The organism is Rhizobium sp. 57MFTsu3.2 (genome assembly GCF_012932765.1).
GTDB lineage: Bacteria > Pseudomonadota > Alphaproteobacteria > Rhizobiales > Rhizobiaceae > Rhizobium > Rhizobium altiplani.
Genome location: NZ_JDWI01000002.1, coordinates 181,927 through 205,534 on the forward strand (window position 1 = coordinate 181,927; position 23,608 = coordinate 205,534).

The 23,608-nt window shown below is 59.7% G+C and carries 26 protein-coding genes; 17 read left to right on the forward strand and 9 right to left on the reverse strand.

Annotation, left to right across the window (positions count from 1 at the left end; translation table 11 throughout):
• Positions 1-69: 69 nt before the first annotated feature.
• Positions 70-1,347 (reverse strand): ABC transporter substrate-binding protein, encoded by a 1,278-nt coding sequence (locus AF71_RS03390; RefSeq protein WP_018855536.1) that lies wholly within the window; start codon positions 1,345-1,347, stop codon positions 70-72.
• Between the two features lie 86 nt (positions 1,348-1,433).
• Here AF71_RS03390 and AF71_RS03395 point away from each other — a divergent pair, with 86 nt between their 5' ends.
• The gene (locus AF71_RS03395; protein ID WP_018855535.1) at positions 1,434-2,342 is read left to right on the forward strand and encodes a helix-turn-helix domain-containing protein; all 909 of its coding nucleotides are present in this window, start codon (positions 1,434-1,436) and stop codon (positions 2,340-2,342) included.
• Between the two features lie 9 nt (positions 2,343-2,351).
• Here the strand turns inward: AF71_RS03395 and AF71_RS03400 are convergent, their stop codons facing one another.
• Positions 2,352-3,260, reverse strand: a complete 909-nt coding sequence (locus AF71_RS03400; protein ID WP_025658411.1) for a LysR family transcriptional regulator — start codon at positions 3,258-3,260, stop codon at positions 2,352-2,354.
• Between the two features lie 117 nt (positions 3,261-3,377).
• On the opposite strand from AF71_RS03400, the gene AF71_RS03405 reads away from it, so the two are divergent.
• The 4 genes from AF71_RS03405 to AF71_RS03420 all read left to right on the forward strand — a co-directional run bounded on the left by AF71_RS03405 (position 3,378) and on the right by AF71_RS03420 (position 7,678).
• Entirely contained in the window at positions 3,378-5,213 is a 1,836-nt protein-coding gene (locus AF71_RS03405; RefSeq protein WP_169679927.1) for an IlvD/Edd family dehydratase, read from the forward strand.
• 232 nt (positions 5,214-5,445) lie between these two features.
• Complete coding sequence (locus AF71_RS03410) at positions 5,446-6,606, forward strand: fumarylacetoacetate hydrolase family protein (RefSeq protein ID WP_169679928.1); 1,161 nt, start codon at positions 5,446-5,448, stop codon at positions 6,604-6,606.
• A 122-nt stretch (positions 6,607-6,728) separates the two neighbouring features.
• Positions 6,729-7,007: a hypothetical protein gene (locus AF71_RS03415; RefSeq protein ID WP_169679929.1), complete on the forward strand. Its 279-nt coding sequence runs from the start codon at positions 6,729-6,731 to the stop codon at positions 7,005-7,007.
• A gap of 224 nt (positions 7,008-7,231) precedes the next feature.
• On the forward strand, positions 7,232-7,678 hold the full coding sequence (locus tag AF71_RS03420; protein ID WP_169680136.1) for a helix-turn-helix transcriptional regulator: 447 nt from the start codon (positions 7,232-7,234) through the stop codon (positions 7,676-7,678).
• A gap of 85 nt (positions 7,679-7,763) precedes the next feature.
• On the opposite strand, the gene pepT is transcribed toward AF71_RS03420, so the two are convergent.
• Positions 7,764-8,996, reverse strand: a complete 1,233-nt coding sequence (gene pepT, locus AF71_RS03425) for a peptidase T (RefSeq protein WP_169679930.1) — start codon at positions 8,994-8,996, stop codon at positions 7,764-7,766.
• Between the two features lie 218 nt (positions 8,997-9,214).
• On the opposite strand from pepT, the gene AF71_RS03430 reads away from it, so the two are divergent.
• On the forward strand, positions 9,215-9,466 hold the full coding sequence (locus AF71_RS03430; RefSeq protein ID WP_169679932.1) for a YMGG-like glycine zipper-containing protein: 252 nt from the start codon (positions 9,215-9,217) through the stop codon (positions 9,464-9,466).
• Between the two features lie 57 nt (positions 9,467-9,523).
• Here the strand turns inward: AF71_RS03430 and AF71_RS03435 are convergent, their stop codons facing one another.
• The 4 genes from AF71_RS03435 to AF71_RS03450 are packed head-to-tail and all read right to left on the reverse strand — an operon-like array spanning position 9,524 to position 13,576.
• Positions 9,524-10,366 carry an ABC transporter permease subunit gene (locus tag AF71_RS03435; protein WP_018855527.1) on the reverse strand — a complete coding sequence of 281 codons (843 nt, stop codon included), beginning with the start codon at positions 10,364-10,366 and terminating at the stop codon, positions 9,524-9,526.
• Positions 10,367-10,368: 2 nt separating this feature from the next.
• Positions 10,369-11,247, reverse strand: a complete 879-nt coding sequence (locus AF71_RS03440; protein WP_169679934.1) for an ABC transporter permease subunit — start codon at positions 11,245-11,247, stop codon at positions 10,369-10,371.
• Entirely contained in the window at positions 11,244-12,344 is a 1,101-nt protein-coding gene (locus tag AF71_RS03445; RefSeq protein WP_169679936.1) for an ABC transporter ATP-binding protein, read from the reverse strand. The genes AF71_RS03440 and AF71_RS03445 overlap by 4 nt, the downstream gene beginning before the upstream one ends.
• A 56-nt stretch (positions 12,345-12,400) precedes the next feature.
• On the reverse strand, positions 12,401-13,576 hold the full coding sequence (locus AF71_RS03450; protein ID WP_018855524.1) for an extracellular solute-binding protein: 1,176 nt from the start codon (positions 13,574-13,576) through the stop codon (positions 12,401-12,403).
• A 209-nt stretch (positions 13,577-13,785) separates the two neighbouring features.
• Here AF71_RS03450 and AF71_RS03455 point away from each other — a divergent pair, with 209 nt between their 5' ends.
• The 3 genes from AF71_RS03455 (at position 13,786) to AF71_RS03465 (ending at position 16,181) form a co-directional block, all read left to right on the forward strand.
• Complete coding sequence (locus AF71_RS03455; RefSeq protein WP_169679937.1) at positions 13,786-14,508, forward strand: GntR family transcriptional regulator; 723 nt, start codon at positions 13,786-13,788, stop codon at positions 14,506-14,508.
• A gap of 44 nt (positions 14,509-14,552) precedes the next feature.
• The gene (uxuA, locus tag AF71_RS03460) at positions 14,553-15,740 is read left to right on the forward strand and encodes a mannonate dehydratase (protein ID WP_169679938.1); all 1,188 of its coding nucleotides are present in this window, start codon (positions 14,553-14,555) and stop codon (positions 15,738-15,740) included.
• Between the two features lie 141 nt (positions 15,741-15,881).
• Positions 15,882-16,181 (forward strand): hypothetical protein, encoded by a 300-nt coding sequence (locus AF71_RS03465; protein WP_169679939.1) that lies wholly within the window; start codon positions 15,882-15,884, stop codon positions 16,179-16,181.
• A 157-nt stretch (positions 16,182-16,338) separates the two neighbouring features.
• Here AF71_RS03465 and AF71_RS03470 read toward each other — a convergent pair whose 3' ends face one another.
• Positions 16,339-16,536 carry a hypothetical protein gene (locus AF71_RS03470; protein WP_169679940.1) on the reverse strand — a complete coding sequence of 66 codons (198 nt, stop codon included), beginning with the start codon at positions 16,534-16,536 and terminating at the stop codon, positions 16,339-16,341.
• A 464-nt stretch (positions 16,537-17,000) separates the two neighbouring features.
• Here AF71_RS03470 and AF71_RS03475 point away from each other — a divergent pair, with 464 nt between their 5' ends.
• The 6 genes from AF71_RS03475 to AF71_RS03500 all read left to right on the forward strand — a co-directional run bounded on the left by AF71_RS03475 (position 17,001) and on the right by AF71_RS03500 (position 21,759).
• Positions 17,001-17,444, forward strand: coding sequence for a helix-turn-helix transcriptional regulator (locus AF71_RS03475; RefSeq protein WP_169679941.1), 444 nt, complete (start codon positions 17,001-17,003; stop codon positions 17,442-17,444).
• A gap of 3 nt (positions 17,445-17,447) precedes the next feature.
• Complete coding sequence (locus AF71_RS03480) at positions 17,448-19,283, forward strand: peptide antibiotic resistance protein (protein WP_169679942.1); 1,836 nt, start codon at positions 17,448-17,450, stop codon at positions 19,281-19,283.
• 20 nt (positions 19,284-19,303) lie between these two features.
• Complete coding sequence (locus tag AF71_RS03485; protein WP_169679944.1) at positions 19,304-19,525, forward strand: hypothetical protein; 222 nt, start codon at positions 19,304-19,306, stop codon at positions 19,523-19,525.
• An 11-nt stretch (positions 19,526-19,536) separates the two neighbouring features.
• Entirely contained in the window at positions 19,537-20,703 is a 1,167-nt protein-coding gene (locus AF71_RS03490) for a YcaO-like family protein (protein ID WP_210258142.1), read from the forward strand.
• A complete protein-coding gene (locus tag AF71_RS03495) occupies positions 20,700-21,401 on the forward strand; it encodes a TfuA-like protein (RefSeq protein WP_169679945.1) in 702 nt (233 codons plus the stop codon). Before AF71_RS03490 ends, AF71_RS03495 begins: the two co-directional genes overlap by 4 nt.
• A gap of 106 nt (positions 21,402-21,507) precedes the next feature.
• Positions 21,508-21,759: a hypothetical protein gene (locus tag AF71_RS03500; RefSeq protein WP_169679947.1), complete on the forward strand. Its 252-nt coding sequence runs from the start codon at positions 21,508-21,510 to the stop codon at positions 21,757-21,759.
• A 48-nt stretch (positions 21,760-21,807) separates the two neighbouring features.
• On the opposite strand, the gene AF71_RS03505 is transcribed toward AF71_RS03500, so the two are convergent.
• On the reverse strand, positions 21,808-22,254 hold the full coding sequence (locus tag AF71_RS03505; protein WP_169679949.1) for a GNAT family N-acetyltransferase: 447 nt from the start codon (positions 22,252-22,254) through the stop codon (positions 21,808-21,810).
• 109 nt (positions 22,255-22,363) lie between these two features.
• Here AF71_RS03505 and AF71_RS03510 point away from each other — a divergent pair, with 109 nt between their 5' ends.
• Both AF71_RS03510 and AF71_RS03515 read left to right on the forward strand, forming a co-directional pair.
• The gene (locus tag AF71_RS03510; protein WP_169679608.1) at positions 22,364-22,681 is read left to right on the forward strand and encodes a hypothetical protein; all 318 of its coding nucleotides are present in this window, start codon (positions 22,364-22,366) and stop codon (positions 22,679-22,681) included.
• A 229-nt stretch (positions 22,682-22,910) separates the two neighbouring features.
• Positions 22,911-23,378 (forward strand): Lrp/AsnC family transcriptional regulator, encoded by a 468-nt coding sequence (locus AF71_RS03515; protein ID WP_169679951.1) that lies wholly within the window; start codon positions 22,911-22,913, stop codon positions 23,376-23,378.
• Positions 23,379-23,608 lie beyond the last annotated feature (230 nt).

The following is a 23,608-nucleotide window of genomic DNA, read 5'->3' on the forward strand; positions in this document are numbered from 1 at the left end:
TCCTCACAGACGAGACGAGCCATCCCTGAGGATGGAGGCCGGGCGCCAAGCGACGCCCGGCACCGTTACTCATTTCGCAAGGGGAAGACCGGTCGCCGTCGCGATCTGTTTTGCGGCGTCGTCAAGCGCGGCCTTCGCATCAGGATAGCCGCCGGCGAAGTACTTGGTCTGCGCTGCCCTGTAGATCGAGTCCGCATCCGTCTGGAACGGCGTCCCGCGGCTTGGAACGATCTTCGGCAGGGTCGAAAGGATATCGGCCCATACCTTCTGGTCGTGCCAGTAGGCCTGTGGTTCGTTTACGAACGGATCCTGGACTGCGGTCAACAGCGACGGGACGAGGCCGAAGGATTTCAGCATCGTCACCTGGCCCTCATTGGTGCCAAGTGCGTAGTTGATGTAGGTCCAGGCTGCTTCCTTGTTCTGGGAATTGGCAGCGATCGCAAGCGACGAGCCGCCGAGATTCGCAGCATGCGGTCCATCGGGCGTCAGGCTTGGCATCATGTAGACGCCCCACTTGCCGGAAAGGTCGGGCGAGCCGGAGCGAATGGTGCCTTCATACCAGCCGCCATACATCTGGCTTGCCACCTTGCCAGCGGTATTGGCCTGGATCTTCTCGTCCCAGATGGCCGCCGTCAGCGTTCCGGCGTCCTTCATCTGCTTGACTTTTTCGAGTGTCGCAACGCAGGCCGGCTGATTGATGGTAATCGTCTGGCCGTCCGTCGAGAAATAGCCGCAGCCCTGCTCGTTGGAAATCATGCGGAACCATTCGCTGTCGCCGTTGAAGTCGGCTTGCGCCATGACGACGCCCGGATTGGCCGCGGAGATCTTCTTGCCAGCCGCAATGAAATCGTCCCAGGACTTGATCGTCGACGGATCAACGCCGGCCTTTTCATAGAAATCACGGCGATAGAAAACGGCGACCGGACCGGAATCCCACGGCATGGCGTAAGCGACATCACCGACTTCAAGCTCCGTGCGCTTGAAATCCGGGAATTTCGCCTGGATTTCGGGAGTGTAGCCCAGCTCTTTCAGATTGGCGAAGCAGTCAGGGAAGCGGCTCCAGAAGATTTCCGCCTCGAAGTTTTCCACGCTGACGATGTCGGGCAGTCCTTCGCCACCGGCGGCGCAGGCGGCCAGCATCTTGTCGAAGACCTGCTGGTTGCCGAGATCCTCGACCGTGACCTTGATGTCAGGATGCTGCTTGTTGAAGCCTTCGAGCGTGGACTTCAGCGCCGATGCGGCGATGTTCCAGCTCCAGATGGTCAGATTGCCCGACTGCTGTGCAAAGGCAGAACCGGAAGCAAGAAGTGCGACTGCGGCGGTCGCACCGATGAGTTTGAAGCGCATTGAAAATCCTCCCTTTTCAATTGCCGTCCCTTAGCGAACGCGGCTAGACTATCTACAAGGGAGCCGCTGTCTCCTAAAAAGGGAACATGGACTTGGCGGAAAGTAAGATCGTAAGGCGGGCAGTCTATCAACCGGGAGCGAGCAGCATCGAGGGTTTGCCGACGGCCCTTCAGATGTTTCACAACCATCCACCAGTGATGCTCATGCCTCATTGGCATGTGCAGGTCGAAGTGAATTATATCATGCAGGGTAGCGTGCACTACCGCATGAACGGCCAGAAAATCTCGATGAAGGCGGGCGATATGTGCCTGTTTTGGGGTGGGCAACCGCACCAGATGGACGATTGTTCCGAGGACGCAATCTATGCCGGCGGCCACCTGCCACTGGTCTATTTCTTCCGTATGCGCCTGCCGATCAACATCTCCAGCCGACTGATGAAGGGTGAGATCCTGTTCACCTCGGCAACTGATGCGGCCGACCTCGAGAACTTTCCGCGCTGGGTGCGCTATACCAAATCCGGCGATCCCGCCAAGGCTCAGCACGCCGTCGACGAGATGCTGTTGCGGGTGGAGCGAATCGCACTCGAACCCTATTCCATGATCCCGACCCTCGGGCCGACGGATGCCGACGATATCGAGCAATGCTACCCGCAATCGTCGCGAAGCGTGGCGCGTATGTGCGACTTCATCGCTGTCAACTTCCTGCAGGAAATCGATTCGGTCGATATCGCTCGCGCCGCCGATCTTCATCCGAAATATGCGATGAACCTGTTCAAGAAGACCACAGGCATGACGCTCAGCAAATATGTCAATCTGCTGCGTCTGTCACGGGCGCAGGCAATGCTGATGAACGATGAGGCGAACGTCTTGCAGGTCGCGATGGACAGCGGCTTCGGGTCGATCAGCGCCTTCAACAAGTCATTCCGCCATATCGCCGGGATGTCGCCTTCCGATTTTCGTCGCGATGCGCGCATGGTCACGCAGTATGCGCCCTAGTCCACGGCCTCACAGATTTCGTGTCGTGGCAAACACATTGTAGACAAGCTCGGCGGAGGCCGACAGTTCACGTTCCTTGAGCTTGATGAGGCCGAAACCCGGAACGGAGATGTCTCCCTCGATCTGCAGCGCCTTGACGAGACCATGCCTCTCGAGGAGCGCGGCAACAGGCTCGGCGAAGATGCCAAGCCGCTGGCTCTGCAGGATCAACAGCATGGTCAGGAGCGCATCAGAGGTCGAAACGACGCTGGCCGGTACGATGCCATGGCGCCGGATGAAATCATCAATAACCTGCCTGAGAAACGAGCCATGCGGCTGCAGCACCCAGCTCTGGTGCCGGAGGTCGTCCTCGGTGACGACAGGTTTTGCCGAGAGCGGATGATCCACCGCCACGATGACGCGCAGCGTCTCCTGGCCAACAGGCAGATAATCAAACCAGAGTGGGTTCATGCCGCTCGGAATTCGGCAAACGGCAAAGTCGAGTCTCCTGCTCAGCACGTCCTCGAGCAGCACGTCGCTGCTTCCTACAGCGATGCTGATGTCGATTGTCGGATGGGTCTGGAAGATGCGTTTGAGCGCGGGCGCGACATAGTCGGCGGCTGGCGTCATGATCGTTCCGAACGCGACGCTGCCGCCCTGCCCGGCTGCTGCGACCACCATTTCGTATTCGGCGCGCTGTGCCTCGGAGATCAACATCTTGGCGTGGCGAACGATCACTTCTCCTTGAGGGGTGGGGATAAGTCCACGGTTGTGTCTCTCGAAGAGCTGGTGTCCGGACATTTGCTCCAACTCGTTCAATGTCCTCGACAGTGCCGGCTGCGAGACGCCGAACATTTCTGCAACGACACCGAGCTTTCCGTGCTCGCTGAGCGCCACGAGCATCTTCAGGTGGCGTAGCCTGAAACCATCCAATCCCATACTTGCCTCACTTGATATAAGGAATTTGCATATCAAAATGCGAAAGACTGATTATACATTCCTGTATCGATCAGCTAAGTGCATGACAACAACGGCGTCAAAGCAAGGAAATTCATCGTGGTTGAGAAGACACCTTCCCCGAATCAGAACGCAGTTCAAGAGCAGGACGGATCGCGCCAGCTTCGCTCGAAGGCCTGGTTCGACAATCTCGCAAATCCCGACATGACCGCGCTCTACCTCGAGCGCTACATGAACTTCGGTCTCAGCCAGGAAGAGCTGCAGTCGGGTCGCCCGATCATCGGTATCGCGCAGACGGGCTCTGATCTGTCGCCCTGCAATCGTCACCACATCGAACTCGCCAAGCGCGTTCGCGAAGGCATCCGTGACGCTGGCGGTATCGCCATCGAGTTCCCGGTCCACCCGATCCAGGAAACCGGCAAGCGCCCGACGGCGGGCCTCGATCGCAACCTTTCCTATCTCGGTCTCGTCGAGGTTCTCTACGGCTACCCGCTTGACGGTGTCGTTCTGACCATCGGCTGCGACAAGACGACGCCGGCCTGTCTGATGGCCGCGGCAACCGTCAACATTCCCGCGATCGCGCTGTCGGTCGGCCCGATGTTGAACGGCTGGTTCCGCGGCGAACGCACGGGCTCGGGCACGATTGTCTGGAAGGCACGCGAAATGATGGCGCGTGGCGAAATCGACTATCAGGGCTTCGTCAAGCTCGTCGCATCCTCCGCGCCCTCGACCGGATATTGCAACACGATGGGCACGGCAACCACGATGAACTCGCTTGCCGAAGCACTCGGCATGCAGTTGCCGGGCGGCGCCGCCATTCCGGCCCCCTATCGTGACCGTCAGGAAGTTTCCTATGAAACCGGCCTGCGAATCGTCGAAATGGTTCGGGAAGATCTGAAGCCTTCCGACATTCTGACCAAGGAAGCCTTCATCAACGCGATCAAGGTCAACTCCGCGATCGGCGGCTCCACCAATGCTCCGATCCATCTCAACGCACTTGCCCGCCACATCGGCGTCGAGCTCACGGTCGACGATTGGCAGACCTACGGCGAGGAAATCCCCCTGCTCGTCAACCTGCAGCCGGCTGGCGAATATCTCGGCGAGGACTACTATCACGCCGGTGGCGTTCCCGCTGTCATGGGCGAACTGATCAAGCATAACCTTCTCAACACCGGCGCAATGACCGTCAACGGCAAGACTGTTGGCGAGAATTACACCACGGCGACGATCGAAGACGACAAGGTGATTCGCCCGTTCGAGCGTCCGCTTAAGGAGCGCGCCGGGTTCCGCGTCCTGCGCGGCAACCTCTTCTCGTCGGCAATCATGAAGACGAGCGTGATCTCGCCCGAGTTCCGTCAGCGTTATCTCTCCAACCCGAATGATCCGGAAGCCTTTGTTGGCCGCGCTGTCGTCTTTGACGGACCGGAAGATTACCATCACCGCATCGACGATCCGTCACTGGCAATCGACGCTTCGACGGTCCTCTTCATGCGCGGCGCCGGCCCGATCGGCTATCCGGGTGCGGCCGAAGTCGTCAACATGCGCGCTCCGGACTACCTCCTGAAGCAGGGCATCAGTTCCCTGCCCTGCATCGGCGATGGTCGCCAGTCCGGGACGTCCGGATCACCCTCCATCCTCAACGCTTCGCCAGAAGCGGCAGCAGGCGGTGGGCTTGCGCTCCTCAAGACCGGCGACCAGGTTCGTATCGATCTCAAGAAGGGGAGCGCCAACATCCTCATCAGCGACGAGGAGCTCGCCGAACGCCGCAAGGTGCTCGAGGCGGCCGGGGGCTACGTCTATCCGGAAAGCCAGACGCCCTGGCAGGAAATGCAGCGTGCCTGTGTTGGTCAGATGGAAACCGGTGCCGTGCTCGAGCCTGCCGTCAAGTATCAGCGTATCGCTCAGACGAAGGGCATTCCGCGCGACAACCACTAAGTCGTCGGCGCGCGGGCGAGAGCACGTGGCGCCGAAGACAGTCCGATCGAGTACAATGGGCGCGACGCTGTCTCCGGCATCGCGTCCATTTGTGTTTCCGGTCGAGAATCCTTGGTTTTGACCTTGTCGTCAGGCACCGATTGTGATCGATTTTCGCGGCCGCTGGGTTGGAGGGCGGCCGGTTCGTTTTTCATTTTGAGCGCGTCCATCGCTCGCGTGACGGAACATGACGATGTCTTATACTCTTCTGGACTCTGCTGCCGCCGGTGGCTTGTTTGTAGGTCGTGCCTGGAACCCTGGTGTCCAAGGGCCGAGCGTCGTGGCGGTTCGGGATGGCCAAGTGGTCGATATCACCTCCAAGGCCGTGCCGACGCTGAGCGCACTTCTGGAGCAGGCCGACGCCGCAGCAGTTGCCCGTAGTGCACAAGGCCCTGTGCTCGGCACGCTGGAGGAGATCGCTGCCTCGGGCATCGGCACGCCCGACCTGTCGCGCGTCCATCTGCTTGCTCCGGCTGACCTTCAGGCTATCAAGGCCTGCGGCGTGACGTTTGCCCAGTCGATGATCGAGCGGGTCATCGAGGAGAAGGCCGCCGGAAACCCGGATCGTGCAGCAGCCATCCGGGAGCGCGTCAGCACGCTCATCGGCGGTAGCCTCAACAACCTGAAGGCCGGGTCGCCGGAAGCTGCCAAGGTCAAGCAGGCGTTGATCGAGGAAGGCATGTGGTCACAATATCTCGAGGTCGGCATCGGGCCCGACGCCGAGGTGTTCACGAAGTCGCCGGTGCTTTCTTCTGTCGGCTGGGGGGCCGATGTTGGTCTGCATCCGATCTCGACCTGGAACAATCCCGAACCCGAGATCGTGCTTGCCGTGAATAGTCGCGGGGACATCAAGGGTGCAACGCTTGGCAACGACGTCAATCTGCGCGACGTCGAGGGCCGCTCGGCGCTCCTGCTCGGCAAGGCGAAGGATAACAATGCTTCCTGCTCGATCGGCCCGTTCATCCGACTGTTCGACGAGACCTTTGGCCTCGATGACGTGCGCAGCGCAGAACTCGACCTCAAGGTTACCGGGACAGACGGTTTCGTCCTGCACGGCAAGAGCTCGATGTCGAAGATCAGCCGCGACCCGACTGACCTCGTCAAGCAGACCTGCGGCGCCCATCATCAGTATCCGGACGGCTTCATGCTGTTTCTGGGAACGCTGTTTGCCCCAACGCAGGATCGCGATGCGCCGAATCAGGGCTTCACCCACAAGGTTGGCGACGTCGTCGAAATCTCCTCGGCGGGTCTCGGCTCGCTCGTCAACACGGTGAGGCTTTCGACCGAGTGCCCGCCCTGGCGATTCGGGATTACGGCCCTGATGGCAAGCCTTGCAAGGCGCGATCTGCTGTAGGTTTTGAAGACGCGGTGCGGGCAGGCGCCGCTGAAATCTTGCGCCGGACGGGCGGGCTACCTGTTCCGGCGGAACTGATCACATATATGCTTCTAAAACAGGGTCGAAGCGTTGAGGATGCCATGAAGAAGAGAGCTCTTGTACTGGTTGGAGCATTGCTTCTTGCTGCATGCACGGCTGCAAAGGATTTTTCATCGCCCGGCCTCGAGCCGATCCCCGGCAGTGTCACCTATGGCGGTCAGCCACGCACCAAGCTGACGAAATCCCCGCCCGGATCGACGTTCCCCCACAACTTCATAGATCAGTGGGGTCAACAGGTCGATGAAACCTACATGATACAGCCCGACAGGTCTTTGAAGATCGTCCACAGGGAGTTCCGGCCAATTCGCTTCCACCGGTGAGCAATGTTGACACGGGGCCTTAGCGAAGGCCGTAGCCTGGCGATACTTGTGAGCGAGCCCTGGCCGCATGTTCGGGCTGGAGTCACATTCTTGTCAGATGATATTACCCAAGTAGGAAGAACTACCAATTGAATTTGGCCCATGCCTAATACACATTTATGGGAGTGCTATACCGGAGATCGAGCGATGATCGCCACGCCGGCCCGGTCATGGAAACGCGTATGATGAATGCAAAGACACCAAATGCCATCGATACCTATGTCGGTTCTCGCGTGAGGATGCGCAGGCAACTCCTAGGTCTCAGTCAGGAAAGGCTTGCCGACCAGATCGGTGTTACGTTCCAGCAGGTGCAGAAATACGAGAAGGGTCTGAACCGGATCGGTGCCAGCCGGCTGCAACGGATTGCCGAGGTCCTGAGTACGTCGCCGAGTTTCTTCTTCCAACAGAACGAATCCGAGGCGGTGAGCCTGGTTGAGACGAATGTCGCGGCTGACCCCGTCGCCGAATTCCTGCATTCGAAGGAGGGGCTCGCACTTAACCGCGCGTTCCTGAAGATCACCGATACGCAGCTGCGCGAAAAAATCGTCGCCTTGGTCAAGGCCATGGCGCAGGCGCAGGAAGGGCGTGACGTATCAGGTGAGCGAGGAAAACACGGCGAAACCTTCGCCTGAGCAATCAGGCTCATGTGATGTAGGGCCGGCCGGCAAGATGCAATTCCGCCTGTCATCCCGTGCGTTGTTCGGGCGGTCGGGCAACTTATGCTCGCTCTTCCCAAACCCTTGCAAGCTCAACCAGAGTGGCGACGGCCCTTTCCATGTCCTGCCTGCTGATCCATTCGCGTGGTGAGTGGAAGGCGTGTCCGCCTGCAAATATGTTCGGACATGGCAGCCCCATGAAGGAGAGACGCGAACCGTCCGTTCCGCCTCGAATACTGCCGCGGACCGGCGACATTCCGGCATGGCGGATCGCTTCGATGGCGTTTTCGACGATCTGCGGGTGGCGATCGAGAACCACCTTCATGTTGCGATACTGCTGCTTGACGGCGAACGTGTAAGACGAGCCGGGATAGTCCTCCATCACCTCCCGCACGATCGCTTCCAGACGCTTCTCCTTGTCGGCGAGGCCGCTTTCTTCGAAGTCCCGGACAATGAGGCTGATAGCCGCCTTTTCCATCGATCCGCTCAGACCGGTCGGATGGATGAAGCCTTCCCGTCCGTCGGTCGTTTCCGGTGCGATATTCCTGGGCAACCGATCTATGATCGCACCGGCGATCTTGATGGCGTTCTCCATCCTTCCCTTGGCAAAGCCTGGATGGATGGCGACGCCTTCGATGGCAATTTCCACACCGTCGGCCGAGAACGTTTCGTCTTCTATGTGTCCGGCTGTCTCCCCATCCATCGTATAGGCAAACTGCGCACCAAGCTTGGTCAGGTCGACCTTGTCAACGCCGCGACCGATCTCCTCATCGGGCGTGAAAAGCAGCTTGATCGTTCCGTGCCTGATGTCGGGATTGTCCATCAGGATTTGCGCCGCCGTCATGATTTCGGCGATGCCGGCCTTGTCGTCGGCACCGAGCAGCGTCGTCCCGTCGGTTGTAACGATATCGTTGCCGATCTGGTCATTGAGCGCCGGATTCTCAGTAACGCGAATGACCTGCTTCTGGTCGCCGGAGAGCTGAATGTCGCCACCGCCATAGTTGTGCAGGACTTTTGGCCTCACATTCGTTCCCGTGAAATCTGGTGCCGTGTCCATGTGCGAGCAGAAGCAAATGACCGGGACTGTCTTGTCGGTATTCGATGGAATGGTCGCATAGACATAGCCATGCTCGTCGAGGTGAGCATCGGACACGCCAATCCCCAGCAACTCGTCCACGAGCAATCGACCCAGGTCCTTCTGCTTGGCTGTCGACGGCTGTGTTGGTGAGCCCGCATCCGATTGAGTGTCAATAACGACGTAGCGGAGGAAACGATCGAGGACAGTATCGGTCATGGCGGCTCCGGTTTGTGTTTGGCGACGCACGGGTATAGCCTTCCAGGAGAGGTCTTGAATAGTGGTCTTCGACGCCCATGTTCGACCGCACGTTGGCGAAACCGGGGGTCCTGCCGTCCAGCGAATGTCAGTGTCAGACCTAAGTCCGATGGAACCTTGAGACGTCCGACTTAGTTCCTAAGCCGTAACGCAAAAATCAATTATGGTTGGAGTGGAAGATGAGAAAAATTATCCTGATTGGTGCATTTATGGGCGCGTTGGCCTCGTGCACCGCGACCGAGAAGGGAACGGCGATCGGCGCCGGTTCGGGAGCCATCATCGGCGGTGCAGTCAGCAATAGCTGGGAAGGTGCGGCCATTGGTGCCGTGGCCGGCGGCGTGGCGGGTGCCCTGATTGGACGCTCTACCGAACATCGCGGCTACTGTGTCTATCGTGACCGGTATGGCCGCAGGTATGAGGCGCGCTGCTAGGCGCATGCCCGATGACCGCCTCCTCCTCAAGAGGCGGTCATTTCCATCATGACCCCGCTAGTGGGCACTTTGTTGTTTTGCCCGCGCGACGATCTGCGTCGGGTTGACGAACTGCAGCGCGAGGACAAGCCAGAACAGTGTCGTGACCATATAGACCACCGCCATCGCATCGATGGACTGGCCTGCCCGGACGCCTGACGCGAAGACGGCGTAGTAGAGGGAGACGACGAGTGTTTGGGTCGTGGGGCCGGCAATCAGGAAGGTGAGTTCGAACATCGCGATGGTTCGAACCAGAACCAGAAGCAAGGCGGCCAGCATTCCCGGCAGGAGCAGCGGTAGCAAGATTCGCAGAAAGAGGCTCGTCGTTCCTGCACCGAACACGCGGGCTGCCGCTTCGATACGCGGGTCTATCTGCTCGATGAAGGGGATCATCACCAGGACCACAAAGGGCAGCGAAGGCACGATGTTGATCAGCACGACACCCCAGAATGTGCCGCCGAGGCCGAGCCGATAGAGGACGGTTGCAAGCGGAATACCGTAGGTCAGCGGCGGGATCAGCAACGGCAACAGGAATAGCAGGACGACAAGGCCCTTTCCGGGAAAGTTGCGCCTCGCAAGCGCATAGGCGGTCGTGACGCCCAGAATTCCAGAAATGATGACGACGGTGAAAACGATCTCGAAGGTGACGAGAACGACACTGGAAAGCTGAAATTCCTTCCAGGCACTGAAGTACCAGCGTGTCGTCCAGCCGGCCGGCAGCCATGTGCCAAGCCAGCGCGTCGCAAACGAATTGACAATGACGGCTGCGATGACGGCAAGCAGGTTTAGCACAAAAAGGATGGCTAGCGCCCAAATGGCGAAACGCCAGATCTTCGAGGTGAGGCCCTGATCTCGGATCATGATTAGCCTTTCGTGCCGCCGGCGGGGCCGCGGTAGAAGAGTGAGCGTATGGCGAGAACCGTCAGCACGACAGCGAGCTCCACGGCACCCATGATGAGCGCGATCGCCGAACCGAGCGAATGATCATATTGCTCGAAGGCGGCCTGATAGGCGGCAATGGAGATGACACGCGTCGGCCCTGCCGGCGCACCCAGAAGCACGGCGGAGGGAAAGACAGCGAAGGCCTGGACGAAGGCAAGGCAAAAGGTGACGGCTAGGCCCGGAACCAGAAGCGGCAGGAAGACGCGGAAGAAGCGCTGCCGTGGCCCTGCGCCCAATGTTGCGGCTGCCTGTTCAATCGCGGGATCGATACCGGTGACGTAGGACAGCGTGAGCAGGAAGGCAAACGGAAAGCCGGTGATCAGTAGCGAGGCAAAGACGCCCCAGTAATTGTTCGTCAGCTTCACGGGGCTGTCGAGGATGCCGAGCAGCAGGAGCGTATGATTGAACCAGCCACGCGGTCCGAGAAAGGTCAGCAGTCCGTCGGCCACGAAGACCGTGCCAAGGGTGATTGGCAAGACGAGAATGGTCGTCAGCAGGCGCTGTCGGCGCATCAGACGCACGCGCAGGGCAACCGGCACCGCGAATGCGAGGTTGATTATGGTTACCGGCAGGGCCAGCCACATGGTCGCAGCGATCGTTTGGTACTGGAACGGATCGCTGAAGAATTTTGTGTAGTTGGCATACCAGGCGCCCTCTTTCGGCATGAGTGAATCGGCCAGGCCATAGAGGAAGGGGTAGACGAACAGCGCGATCATGAAGATCAGGCCTGGCAGAAGCAGCAGCGTCGTGCCGTCAAGCCCACGAGCGGCAAGTCGAGTTTGCAGCGAGGGCTGGTTCATCCCGCCGCCCCCGAAAAGACCAGGGCCCGACCGGCAACCGGCTGCAGCCTCGTCGATGCGCCGCGGCCCAGCGGCTCGTCCGCCCGGAAATAGAGTTCCGAACCGTCGCCTGCCCGCGCCATGCCGAAAAATGCGCGTCCGCGATACTCCATGCTGCTGACGGTGGCGGCGATCCCCTCGCCGCTGGACGCGACAAGATCCTCCGGGCGGACGGACAGGATGGCTGCATCACCTGCCTTGAGGGGCGAACGCATCGTGCCGACGAGGCGAGCGCCGGCGACCTCGATCTCAGCCTCATCGCCGGACACGCGCGTAATGCGGCCCGGAACACGGGTTCTGAAGCCCATGAAGTCGGCGACATCAACGTTGACAGGCCGCTGGTAAAGATCCTGGGGCGAACCGATCTGCTCGATATGACCCTGGCTCATGACCACGATGCGGTCGGCAAGCGACAGCGCCTCGTCCTGGTCATGCGTGACATAGATGGTGGTGGACCCGATCTGGTCGTGGATACCGCGAATTTCGGCGCGCATTTCAAGCCGGAGCTTTGCATCAAGATTGGATAGCGGCTCGTCCATCAGGACGATTGGCGGGCGAATGACAATGGCGCGCGCGATTGCGACGCGCTGCTGCTGCCCGCCAGAGAGCTGGCCCGGCAATTTGTCGGCTTGGCTTTCGAGGCGAACCAGGGCCAAGGCATCGCGAACGCGCTGGTCGGCCTCGGGACCCTTTATGCCCTGCATGGCAAGCCCGAAGCCGACGTTCTTTCGGACAGTCATGTGTGGAAACAGGGCGTAGCTCTGGAAAACCATCCCAAAGCCGCGGCGCTCCGGTTCGAGCTGGTCGATGCGCGTGCCACCAAGGCGGATTTCGCCACCCGTCAGTGCAAGCAACCCGGCAATGCAGTTCAGCGCGGTCGACTTGCCGCAGCCGGATGGACCAAGCAGCGCCACGAACTCGCCGGGCTCGATCGCAAGATCGATGCCATTCAAGGCGTTGAACGCCCCGAAGGCGCGACGCATTCCGTCGAGTTCCAGGCGCGCGTTCTTGCGCGTCGATGCTGCGGCATTCGATACCGAGGTCAAACCAATCTCCATCTGCAGAATGAGGTGGCCGGCCTGGGACGAAATCCCGGCCGGCTGATGCTGTTCGATCAGCCCTTCTTGGCGCCGATCTTCTCGTCCCAGATGCGGAAGGCTTCGACCAACTGCTTCGGCTCCAGCGGAACCTCCAGGGGATTGTTGGCGATCCAGTCGGCATATTCCGGTCGACCGAATTCCTTGAGGGTGTCCTGGCTTTCCTGCGGCGCCATGTCAATTGTGACGTCCTTGACGGCCGGACCCGGATAGAAGTAGCCGGCGTCGTAGGCGATTGCCTGCTGCTTGGGCTGCAGGACGTAGTTGAGGACGTCGATCAGCACGCCGATCTTCTCGTCGGACACGCCCTTCGGGATCACTGCGTAGTGGGCGTCGGTGACCCAGTGGAAGCCATCGAGCTTCTGCACCTTCGCTTCAGCCGGAACGATGCCGAGCGCGCGCGGATTAATGTCCCACCCGGTCGTCGAGACGACGATGTCGCGGGTTCCCTCGCCAAGCTCCTTCATCACCTGGCCAGTGCCGGTCGGATAGTATTCGATGTGTTCGCCGAGTGCTGCGAGATAGTCCCACGTCTTTGACCAGCCCTTGGCGGGGTCACGCGGGTCGCTGTCGCCGAGCAGATAGGGCAAGCCCATGAGGAAGGTGCGGCCGGGGCCGGAATTGGCAGGGCGAGCGTAGATGAAGCGGTTCTTGTTGGCCTTCGCCCAGTCAAGCAACTCCTGCGCCGACTTTGGCGGCGTGGGCACCTTGTCAGGCATATATTCGATGAGGGGACCGGACGGGTAATAGGTGACGACGACGCCCTGATCCTTGGCAAGGGCCTGCATCTTGAAGGCCTGCGGCTGCAGGATTTGCTCGAGGTTGGGAAGCTCGGACTTGTGCGCTCCGAGATCGATCCAAAGTCCCTGGTCGAGGCCGGCCGAAAGTGCATCCGTGCCTGTCAGGACGAGATCGATATCGACCTTGCCGGCTGCCTGCTGCGCCTTGATCTTGCCAGGGAGTTCCGGCGCCGGTGCCTTTGTGAAGGCGAAGCTCGAGACCCATTCCGGCTTCTCCGCGGCATAGGCCTCGAACATGCCCTGCGTGAGCGCGAGGTTGCCGGCGACATCCGCGATCGTGATGGTGACCGGACTTGCCGGTTTCTTGGCCTGTGCAAAGACCTTCAACGGCAGCATGCTCGCGACGGCGGCGCCTGCGGCGGTGCCGACAAATGTTCTGCGGGTGACTTTCATATTGTTTCTCCTCCTCTTGTTGCCGGGCACCGCAAAACGTGGTGCTGCGCGTCCCCGAACCGATCGTTGCAGGGATCGGCACCTTCTCTTAGATGTCTGAAACATCTGAAATGATTGCCGAAAACACCATTCCTCCCGGTGCAGCTTGGCAGTCGCGATAAATTGATATACTAGTATTCACGAACGAGTCAATGTCAGGGCCGCACGTAATGCAGGCAACAGTTGTTTCCACTCCCGCGACCCTGCCTTCCGGGGCTGAGAGGCCGGCGAAGCTTCGTCGCGTGACGACCGCAGATGCCATCTACGACAGGCTGTACGCCGACATTCTTGCTCTGCGTATGCGACCTGGAATGCAACTGCAGGAAAAGCGCATTGCCGAAGAGTTCAACGTCAGCCGCACACCCGTGCGTGAGGCGCTGCTTCGACTGTCGGAAGGCGGGCTTGTCGATATCTATCCGCAATCGGGCACCGTCGTGTCGCGCGTGCCCGTCGCGGCCATCCCGGAGGCAGTCGTCGTTCGCAAGTCGCTTGAGGGTACCACGGTGGAACGAGCGGCCGAGATCGCGACAGCTGCCGATATCAGTCGCCTGGATGGCATCATCTCACGACAGAGATCACTGGCCGCACTCGGCGACCCCTCGGCGTTTCACGAAGAGGATGAGGCGTTCCACGAGGCGATTGCCAGCATCGCTGGATATCCTGGGATCTGGACGATCCTCAAGACGGTCAAGGTGCAGATCGACAGGGCGCGTCGGCTGACGCTGCCGGTTCTTGGCCGGATGGACAATGTCGTGCACGAACACGAACTCATTCGCGATGCGATTGCGGCCCATGATCTTCAAGCAGCGCGCGCGGCAATGATGCATCACCTCAGCGCCGTCATACCCGATGTCGCCGAGCTTCGAACGCAGTATCCAGATTACTTCTGCTGAGCCGATCAGCGGACAACGACAAGACGATCCCAAGGAGGAAGTGCATGCGCCAGGGTTGGAGATGGTTTGGGCCTGAGGCTCCGGTGACACTTGATGAGGTGCGCCAGACCGGAGCGACGAATATTGTTTCGTCCCTGCATCAGGTTCCGATCGGGCGCGCGTGGACTGAGGCTGAAGTGCGTGAGCGGCAGGCGATGATCGAAACCACGCCGGCTGGGCGCTCGAGCCTGACATGGTCCGTCGTCGAGAGCATCCCCATCCCCGATGCGGTCAAGCGCAATGGCGGGCGGGCAAAGGCGGAAATCGAGGCCTGGATTGCCAGCCTGGAAGCTGTTGCCGCCTGCGGTATTCCAATTGTTTGCTACAACTTCATGCCCGTCGTCGACTGGACGCGCACCGAACTCGACCATGTGATCGATACCGGTGCCACCGCCATGCGCTTCGATCACGAGAAGTTTGCTGCCTTCGATCTGTTTGTACTACAGCGCGCAGGTGCCAAGGAACAGTACAGCGCCGAGGATGCGGCGCGGGCGCGCGAAGTGTTCGACACGATGAGCGAAAGCGAAATTGCGGAGATCACCCGGATCATCACATCTGCCCTGCCCGGCTCTACGACCGAGCCATTGACGATCCCGCAGTTCCGCGAAAAGCTCGCCGCCTATTCCGGGGTCGATGCCTCCAGGCTGCGCCAGCACCTCATTGAATTCCTTCAAGCAGTGACACCGGCTGCCGAAGCGCGTGGCGTGAAGCTGACGCTGCACCCCGACGATCCGCCGCGCTCGCTGTTTGGCCTGCCGCGTATTGCATCTACCGCGGATGACTATGCCGCACTCTTCGATGCCGTGCCCTCTGAGGCAAATGGCATGTGCTATTGCACCGGCAGCCTCGGCGTTCGTGCAGACAACGACCTGGCCGCAATTGCCCGGCGCTTTGCCCCCCGGATCCATTTCGCGCATCTGCGGGCAACCAGGCGCGAGGGCGACGGCCGTACCTTCCATGAGAGCGCCCATCTGGAGGGTGACGTTGATATGGTCGCCGTCCTGAAGGAGCTTGTTGCGGAGGACCGACGGCGTCAGGCAGACGAAACGATCGTTTTCCGTTCCGACCATGGTCATCGCATGCTCGACGATCTCAACAAGAACGTGACGCCAGGCTACCCGGCAATCGGGCGTTTGCGCGGTCTGGCCGAGCTCCGCGGCATTCTCCATGCGCTGGGGGCGGCGCCGTCGTGACGGTGGCCGCATCGCATTGAGGATCTTTTAAAGCGCTTGTTGCGGGGGTGAAACGGCGGATCGTCCGGGACGCGGCATTTCCCGCATCCGGAACAAACTTGGGCACGGCTCATTTCTCTTCTTGCAGAGAGGAGAAACGACATGACGTACGACCCCAATGATCCCAACCGCAATCCCGACACAGATCATGATCTGCGCACGCCACCGGTGCGTCGCAGCTCGAGCGCCTGGATCGGATGGGTTGCCGCGATCGCTGTGATCCTCGTTGCGGCGTTTGCTATCACGGAATGGTTCGACCGGCCGGGTACCGACATGAACCCGACGGCTTCGACGACTGAAACTCAGCCGGTGAAGCCGCCGGTAGCGCCCGCCGCGCCGTCAAGCGAGCCGGCAACACCAGCCCCGCCCAATCCTTCGACCGGCGGCACGACACCGCAATAACCATGACCGGAATCGGGAGCCTTACCGGTCCTCGGAGGCTTCCCTTTTCTGATCGCACTCTGGTCGGTTTCAGTCGGCCGCGGCTCTCCTGGCCACGGCCTGGGTCTCGACCGAGAGGGCGTGTTGTCCGGCTCCCCGGAGCCAGGTCCACGCACCATCAGTGTGTCGCTGCGCGCTTTCTGGAGGCGGCGAGGATGTAGTCGTCAGCAATATCGGCGATTGCCATTGCGATTTCCGTCGACGAAAAGCCGTCGAGTTTTTCGCCCTGGATGATCAGATAGACGGCTTGCTCGATCTTCTCCCTGCAGGCGGAAAGCCTGTCGGCGTGACTGATTACTATAGGACGTAGTTCCATTGCCCTCTCCGGTCGTTCTTGATCTGTGTTGAATGCTGACATTGGTTAAGCGGTGCACCTGTTGACAACCGAGACGCTGTCGCAGACGCCCACCCATCGCTCAGTTCAGCGAAATGGCTTTGCCGCCAATCATCTCCGCTGGAGCGATCGGCGATCGAAGCTTCAACTTAACCGTGCCTCGACCATAGTCGCAAAAGTTCAAAGCGGCTCGTGAAATCGACGTGACACGACCATAAATTGCATCGCCAAAAATATGTACCGCCCAGGGTCAGTGTTGTGCTGCATCAATACTGTTGCTTGACCGCTTTGACCTTGGTCTCATTTGCGCGACAGGGATAAATTCGCAACGGCGGGGGAAAAATTTGGGCGATCGGCAATTAGCTTCTTGAAATAATTTACTCTTGGTTGTATTTTTTCAGAGTTCAAAGATATTGCCAGTCTGACACGAGGAAACGGTGAGCGCCATGAAGGCCAAGACTCCAAACGCCATTGATGCCTATGTGGGCGAGCGTGTCAGGTTGAGGCGGAAGCTACTTGGCATGAGCCAGGTTAGCCTTTCAGAGTCGCTTGGGATTACGTTTCAACAGCTCCAGAAATACGAAAAAGGCGTCAATCGCATAGGTGCGAGCCGTCTGCAGCGGATTGCGGAGGTCCTTGGCGTGCCTATTGGCTTCTTTTTCGATGAAGAGGGGGCGCATACGGCAGGTCTGCAGTTGAGCGCTGAGACCGATGAAGTTGCGCATTTCATCGCCTCGAAGGAGGGGTTGGCGCTAACGCGCGCCTTTATCGCGATCGAAGATCCGAACATTCGTCGAAAGCTGTTGGCGCTTGCAAGGAGCCTTGGCTCCTCGCAATCGGGCACGGATTCGCATGAGGGCTGGGAACGCGCGGACGAAACACGAGGATAGGCGGTGCTGCACCTCCAGACATTTGGCGAACTGCGGCTGACAGATGAAGCGGGCAATGCAGTCGGCTATCCCGCCAAGGCACTGTTGACGATGGCGTATCTCTTCACGTGCAAGGGTCATGCGCTCACACGCCAAGAGGTGGCTTCGTTTCTGTGGTCGGATGCCGAAGCCGATCAGGCCGGTCTCAATCTGCGAAAGCTGATTTCCCGTATTCGACAAATCGATGACAGCCTTGCCGCGCCACTTCGGATCACCTCGGCCTCCGTCGAACTGCGGGCGGAACTCCTGACCGTTGATATTGGAATACTCGATGAGGCAAAATCGCCGATGGACCGGCTGAAAGCGAGTAGCGATCTGCTTCAGCGTGAATTCGTCGGCAATGTTCGCTCAGCCAGCAAAGCGGTCGACCACTGGATCGCGCGGGAGCAGCGGAGCCACAGGGCCAAGTTGCGCCAGACGCTCCTCGATGCGGGCTCGGCTGCTCAGTGTGCCGACGATTATCGCGCTGTGTCGGGCGCTGCTTTACAGCTCCTGGAACACGACCCGTCCGATGAGCAGATCCGGGCGATCCTCCGCGGGCTGCCGGGAGGAGCCGACCCGGACCTACTGCCTCGGGGCGAACGCCAAGCGAGAAGCTATTTCGTGTCAGCGGAGGCGCAGAATGCGACCACTCGTGAGGCGGAACCTCGAGCCGCTTCGAGCCTGCCGCGGCTGGTTCTGCTTCCGCCAACGTCCCAGGGTAACGTCGTTGGTCTGTCGCTTGCCGCCGCGCTGATCGAAGATGTCACGATCGAGCTATGCGGCCTCCGAAACATTTCCATCGTTGCGCCTCACACTGCGGAGCAAATCCGTCGTGACTCTGACAAGGCGGCCATGATTGCCCGCCACTCGATCTCCTATCTTCTCGATACAAGGTTTTCGGGCGAGGGCCTCTATGCGCAACTGGTCTATTTCCCGACGGACGAAATCATCTGGGCCGTGAGATTTCCCATGACCGCGGCAACGCTGCCAACCCAGCGACGGCTCATGGCCCAGCACTTGTCATTATCCGTCGTGGATGAGCTTGCCAGGAATGAGGAAGCCCGGCTTAGCCTGGAGGCGAACCCGCAGGCATATCACTCCTACCTTGTCGGCGCGAGCCTGATGGGCAAGCTGACCTTGCCGCACATTCGCAGGGCGAGAGCGGCCTTCAAGGAGGCGCTGAAATATAATAAGGATTTTTCACCAGCGTTTACCGGCCTGGCGCGGACTTACACCAGCGAGTGGCTGGTGACGGCGCAGGGTAACGAGGAGCTCTTGGGCCTTGCTGAACAGAGTGCGTTGAAGGCCATCGAGCGGGACGAAGCTTTCGCCGGCGGCTACCGCGAACTCGGCGTGACAAAGCTTTATCTCGGCGACGTCGATCAGAGCGTGGCGGCGCTCCGCCACGCGGAAGAATTGAGCCCTCATTTCGCCGACGTGATCTATAGCCACGCCGACACACTTGTTCATGCCTCGCGTCCCAAGGAGGCATTGGCCAAGATCGAGAAGGCGATCTCGCTGAATCCAATTTCGCCTGACAGCTATCTTTGGTGTGCCGCAGGCGCGAGCTACTTCCTCGAGCGCTACAACGACGCCATTGCCTATGTGGAAGCCATGAAGGACAAGGAGCCGGCTTACCGCATTGCTGCTGCGAGTTGTGCAATGATTGGCGATCGCAGGCGGGCCCAGTTTTATCGGCAGCGTGCGCAAGCGCTGAACCCGGTCTTCGACCTGGAAAAATGGCTTTCTGTCATTCCGTTCAAGGAACAATGGCAGAAGGATCTCTACAGAGAAGGGCTTTTGAAAGCTGGATTTTGACACCAACGAAAGGAAACGTCATGTCAAGGGCAGTAGTATTCGGCATTGCAGGGGATACGAAACTTTGGATTGCCGACCTCGATGCGGGGACCGTCAAGCCACTCGATGGGGCAACCGGTGATCTGGCGAAGGTCGCGGATCTGCGCAAGTCAGGTGCCTCCGTCGTCAAGAAGGTGGATTTCGCAATTGCGGTTTCTTCGGCGAAAGCGGCGTTCTCCGGCCACGTCGAGCCGAACCCCTGACGAGCATCAAGCTGGCCGCCTATTCCGACCGCACGGTTCCACCCTCTGAGACGCTGGCCCGAACCGCGCCACTACTCGCGAACTTTGGTATAACACGCGTGGCGCGCCACACCGGATTGGACAACATCGGCATCCCGGTGTGGTGCGCTTATGTCCCCAATGGGCGGTCGATCGCGATCGCCCAAGGCAAGGGTCTGACCGACGACGATGCCAAGGCTTCGGCCGTTATGGAGGCGCTTGAGCGCGTCGTTGCCAACAGGCCCGCCATTGCAACGCTTTGCGCCTCGGCGAACGATCTGCGGGAGGAAGGATTCTCTTTTGACACGCTTGCTTGCCTGATCGGTCGGCATGAGGACGACATTCGGCTCGATGAACAGATTGACTGGGCGCTTGGCAAGGATCTCCTGACCGATCGGGACGTGTATGTTCCCTTTGAGGCGGCACTTCTGGACCGCACCCGCCGCAATCGCTTCTGGATGTCTTCCGATGGTCTTGCCTCCGGCAATACGATGGAAGAGGCCACCCTGCACGGACTCCTTGAGCGTGTCGAACGCGACGCATTTTGCCTCTGGCAGGTTGGCGCCGTTGAGGATCGGCTTTCGCGCTGCATTGATCCGGCAAGCTTCGAAGATCCATGGCTCGATGACCTCGTTCGAAAGATTGAGGCGGCCGGTCTTGTCGTTCGCCTGTTCGATATGACAAGCGATATAGCTGTGCCCTGCTTCACGACCGTCCTCGGGCCCGCGGAGCGACGGGGCGACAATATTCGCTTTGTCGAGGTGACGGGAGGAAGCGGTGCGCATCCCTCCCCTGTCCGCGCGGCCATTCGGGCAATAACAGAAGCCGTTCAGTCGAGGATAACATTCATCAGCGGCGCCCGTGACGACCTGTCGCCGGACGAGTTTCAAAGGCCTGTGCCTGCGGAGACCTTGCATGCCCTCGATGCCATCCCAGTCGCCTGGATCGCTGCTGCGCGCTACGATGACAAACCGCACCTCAACAGGATCCTCGATGCCTTGCGGGAGCGACAGATCGCGCCAGTGATAGCGCTACCACTCAGCGACCCCGCCTTGCCCTTCCATGTCGTCAAAGTCTTCGTTCCAAGCCTCGAAAACCCCGAGGGCGCGCGGGCGCGTCGCTTTGGCGCCCGCGCGATCGCAAAGGCGCTGTTTTCATGAAAGTCATCTTTGTTGGGCCAAGTCTCCCGGACGCAGCGACGCTGGCAGGAGATGGGGTCACCGTATATCCGCCCGCCGTTCAAGGTGACGTGTTGGCCGCAGTGCGGAGAGGCGCGCGAGTCATCGGCATCGTCGATGGCGGTTTCGAATACACCGCGCCCGTCTGGCACAAAGAGATCCTTTTTGCACTCTCACGGCAGGTCCGTGTGTTCGGTGGTGCAAGCATGGGGGCGCTTCGCGCGGCGGAATGTAAAGTCTTCGGAATGGTTGGCGTTGGCCGGATCTACGGCGAATATGCCTCGGGAGCGACGGTGGACGACGCCGATGTAGCGCTGCTGCATGGACCCATGGAACTTGCATATCGGGCGTTGACCGTGCCGCTGGTGAATGTCAGGTCGACACTCGATAAGCTGGAGGGCCGGCAGATGCTGACGCATGAACTTCGCGTAGCGCTCGAAGTCGCTGCTGTCGATTTGTTCTTTAAAAAGCGGACTTGGAGGGCGATTGTGGCAAATGCGGACGTTTCCGCCGATCGGCAGGAACTCCTGTCGTTGCTGCGATCGAACGAGGTCGATCAGAAACGGGCGGACGCTCTCGCTCTGCTGGACGCTGTCCGAGTGGCGGACAATGACTGCTCGCCCCCGGCTGAGTTGGCGTGGCAATTCAACGAGACCTTTGTCCGCTCGGAAGAGCGATAATTTGGAAACTGTCTGCTGTAATGCAACAATAAAGTGTGTCACGGGGTTTTCACGGGCCTTTTGCGCGCACACTGAATATTCTCCAATGGTTCGAGGGAGAATAGTTATGAGTGCAGCATCGGCAAACGGATCGGTGGTACTAGACGGCAGTGAGCGATCTTCTGAGGACTTGGATGAGCTCGTCGCACTGGCGCGTATGATCGCCTATGCGAAATATGCCGCTGGAGATGCCGATCTGGTGGGGGCTATGGACTACCTTGGTATGGCGCTGAATGAGGTTCTGCGTGAAATTGGGGACGGTCCGCATGAGGGCCTGGCGGACGTGATGGCGTCCAAAGCGGCGACATGCCTGAATTGACATGAATTGAGGGGACGGTGGGGATGGGGCCGGCGCGTTGCGTCGGCCCTATTTCAATTTCTTGGAATAGACGCAGAGCTTTTCGGAGTGTTCATAGTGGTTGCTCTTGTAGTACTCCGCAACGCCGCCCGTGCTGCGCGAGACGAGCCAAACATGGACATAGCCCATTATGCGCGCGTCCTCCTCCAATGTGTGCAGGAGGCGGGAGCCGATCCCCGTGCGCTGGTAGCGTGGCCTTATCGCTATTTCCGCGACGTGGATCCCGCGTCCCATGACAGAGGTGTGCGGCAGGCCGAAGGCGAAGCCAACGGGTCGTTCGGCATCGAACGCGGCCACCGCCAGGCACATCGGCGTCGTTGTCAGTTCGTCTATGCGTGAGATTGCGTTCTGAAGGCACCACTCCTCGTGCCAGGGCGGCCTCGCGTAGGCTTCGACGATGATGTCAGCATTGAGGAGTGCTTCATCCCGGGTCACGCGTCTATAAATTATCGGCATTCATACACTGTCGCCATCACCGCGCACGACACGCTTGATGGCGCCTTCCTGTTCACTCCGCCCCAGAGCGTTAAAGCATAGGCCAAACGATCCGTGTTGTGACTTCATCGTGACACGCGTTTTGCGCGAACCCCGGGGCAACCTGCAAGCCAGCGCTTTGTGCCGGGTGCCGCCCGGCAAAGAAAGGGCGCTACGTGAAAGACTGAGCGCCTTTTTCCTTTTGACATTTGCTGTTGCTCGCCCGAAACAGCGTATGTTGTGGCGCGAGGAGAAACCGCAGATGAACGATAATGTCATTCAATTCCGTCGACGAAAGCCGCCCCGGCCACCCCGGCCAGGCCTTCGCAAGCTCGCGATCGCCGCAGCAATTCTTGCGCTGTTCGTTGTGGCGTGGGGGTATTTCACCCTGTTCAGCCCGCCGGTCTGACATCGCGTCGCGCTGGTGCGGGTTGGCGTTTGACGCTGGCAGCACAATTACATGGCCTGATGTGCAGGCCGCGTCGTTCGGCAAAACTCTCTCATCCAGGCATTTGATCTGAGGCAAGGCGCGCTACTCTTTTAAATGGAGTGGTGCGCAAAACTCGTGTGGGCCGCATAGTTTCGCCCGAAGTGCCTTGTCATGAGAACCGCACATATCGCGGAAGCGAGAGATTCCAATGAAATTGCCCGCAATTGACAATATCGATCGAAAGATTCTCCGATTGCTCCAGAGCGAGGGTGATCTCAGCCACGCCGCGCTGGCCGAGCGGGTCGGGGCATCGAGCGCGTCGTGCTGGCGCCGCATCAGGGCGCTGGAGGCGGCGGGCATGCTGGGGCGGACTGTCAGGCTCGTGAGCCCCGAAGCCGTTGGCCGTGGGCTGACCGTGTTCTGCCAGGTGCGAATGAAGACGCATGATCCGGCTGCAAGAGATGATTTCGAGCGCTTCGCAGAGAGCCATGAGGAAGTGCTTGAATGCTATTCGATGTCTGGTGATTGGGACTATCTGTTGCGCGTAGCCGTCGCCGATGTCCAGGACTACGAGCGTCTCCTCATGCAGGGTATTCTGACGCACCACGCAGTGGCGACATCGTCGTCGCATTTCGCCTTGAAGCGGGTGAAGTACTCCACTTCGGTTCCAGTCTGAGCCGGTCGCTTTTTTCTGGTTACTCCGGCGAGGCCTGTTGTTCCCCTCAGTAATGTTCGGACCTTGGTCCTAGGAGGGCCGGACTAACGTCCGGTGGTGGTCAAGGAAAGGTCTGATGTCAACGATTGCGAATTGACGGTCGGGTCGACCCGTGGGCAAAATTGGTAAGGGTTGAGCGGCTAGCATTTGCAATGCCGCGCGGTTTATCTGGGCCCCAGCCCAAGATGGCT

Bases quoted from the DNA above. Each gene is read 5' to 3' on its own strand.
- AF71_RS03390 (WP_018855536.1), bottom strand. From the start codon at position 1,347: ATGCGCTTCAAACTCATCGGTGCGACCGCCGCAGTCGCACTTCTTGCT.
- AF71_RS03395 (WP_018855535.1), top strand. From the start codon at position 1,434: ATGGACTTGGCGGAAAGTAAGATCGTAAGGCGGGCAGTCTATCAACCG.
- AF71_RS03400 (WP_025658411.1), bottom strand. From the start codon at position 3,260: ATGGGATTGGATGGTTTCAGGCTACGCCACCTGAAGATGCTCGTGGCG.
- AF71_RS03410 (WP_169679928.1), top strand. From the start codon at position 5,446: ATGTCTTATACTCTTCTGGACTCTGCTGCCGCCGGTGGCTTGTTTGTA.
- AF71_RS03415 (WP_169679929.1), top strand. From the start codon at position 6,729: ATGAAGAAGAGAGCTCTTGTACTGGTTGGAGCATTGCTTCTTGCTGCA.
- AF71_RS03420 (WP_169680136.1), top strand. From the start codon at position 7,232: ATGAATGCAAAGACACCAAATGCCATCGATACCTATGTCGGTTCTCGC.
- pepT (WP_169679930.1), bottom strand. From the start codon at position 8,996: ATGACCGATACTGTCCTCGATCGTTTCCTCCGCTACGTCGTTATTGAC.
- AF71_RS03430 (WP_169679932.1), top strand. From the start codon at position 9,215: ATGAGAAAAATTATCCTGATTGGTGCATTTATGGGCGCGTTGGCCTCG.
- AF71_RS03435 (WP_018855527.1), bottom strand. From the start codon at position 10,366: ATGATCCGAGATCAGGGCCTCACCTCGAAGATCTGGCGTTTCGCCATT.
- AF71_RS03440 (WP_169679934.1), bottom strand. From the start codon at position 11,247: ATGAACCAGCCCTCGCTGCAAACTCGACTTGCCGCTCGTGGGCTTGAC.
- AF71_RS03445 (WP_169679936.1), bottom strand. From the start codon at position 12,344: ATGGAGATTGGTTTGACCTCGGTATCGAATGCCGCAGCATCGACGCGC.
- AF71_RS03450 (WP_018855524.1), bottom strand. From the start codon at position 13,576: ATGAAAGTCACCCGCAGAACATTTGTCGGCACCGCCGCAGGCGCCGCC.
- AF71_RS03455 (WP_169679937.1), top strand. From the start codon at position 13,786: ATGCAGGCAACAGTTGTTTCCACTCCCGCGACCCTGCCTTCCGGGGCT.
- uxuA (WP_169679938.1), top strand. From the start codon at position 14,553: ATGCGCCAGGGTTGGAGATGGTTTGGGCCTGAGGCTCCGGTGACACTT.
- AF71_RS03465 (WP_169679939.1), top strand. From the start codon at position 15,882: ATGACGTACGACCCCAATGATCCCAACCGCAATCCCGACACAGATCAT.
- AF71_RS03470 (WP_169679940.1), bottom strand. From the start codon at position 16,536: ATGGAACTACGTCCTATAGTAATCAGTCACGCCGACAGGCTTTCCGCC.
- AF71_RS03475 (WP_169679941.1), top strand. From the start codon at position 17,001: ATGAAGGCCAAGACTCCAAACGCCATTGATGCCTATGTGGGCGAGCGT.
- AF71_RS03485 (WP_169679944.1), top strand. From the start codon at position 19,304: ATGTCAAGGGCAGTAGTATTCGGCATTGCAGGGGATACGAAACTTTGG.
- AF71_RS03495 (WP_169679945.1), top strand. From the start codon at position 20,700: ATGAAAGTCATCTTTGTTGGGCCAAGTCTCCCGGACGCAGCGACGCTG.
- AF71_RS03500 (WP_169679947.1), top strand. From the start codon at position 21,508: ATGAGTGCAGCATCGGCAAACGGATCGGTGGTACTAGACGGCAGTGAG.
- AF71_RS03505 (WP_169679949.1), bottom strand. From the start codon at position 22,254: ATGCCGATAATTTATAGACGCGTGACCCGGGATGAAGCACTCCTCAAT.
- AF71_RS03515 (WP_169679951.1), top strand. From the start codon at position 22,911: ATGAAATTGCCCGCAATTGACAATATCGATCGAAAGATTCTCCGATTG.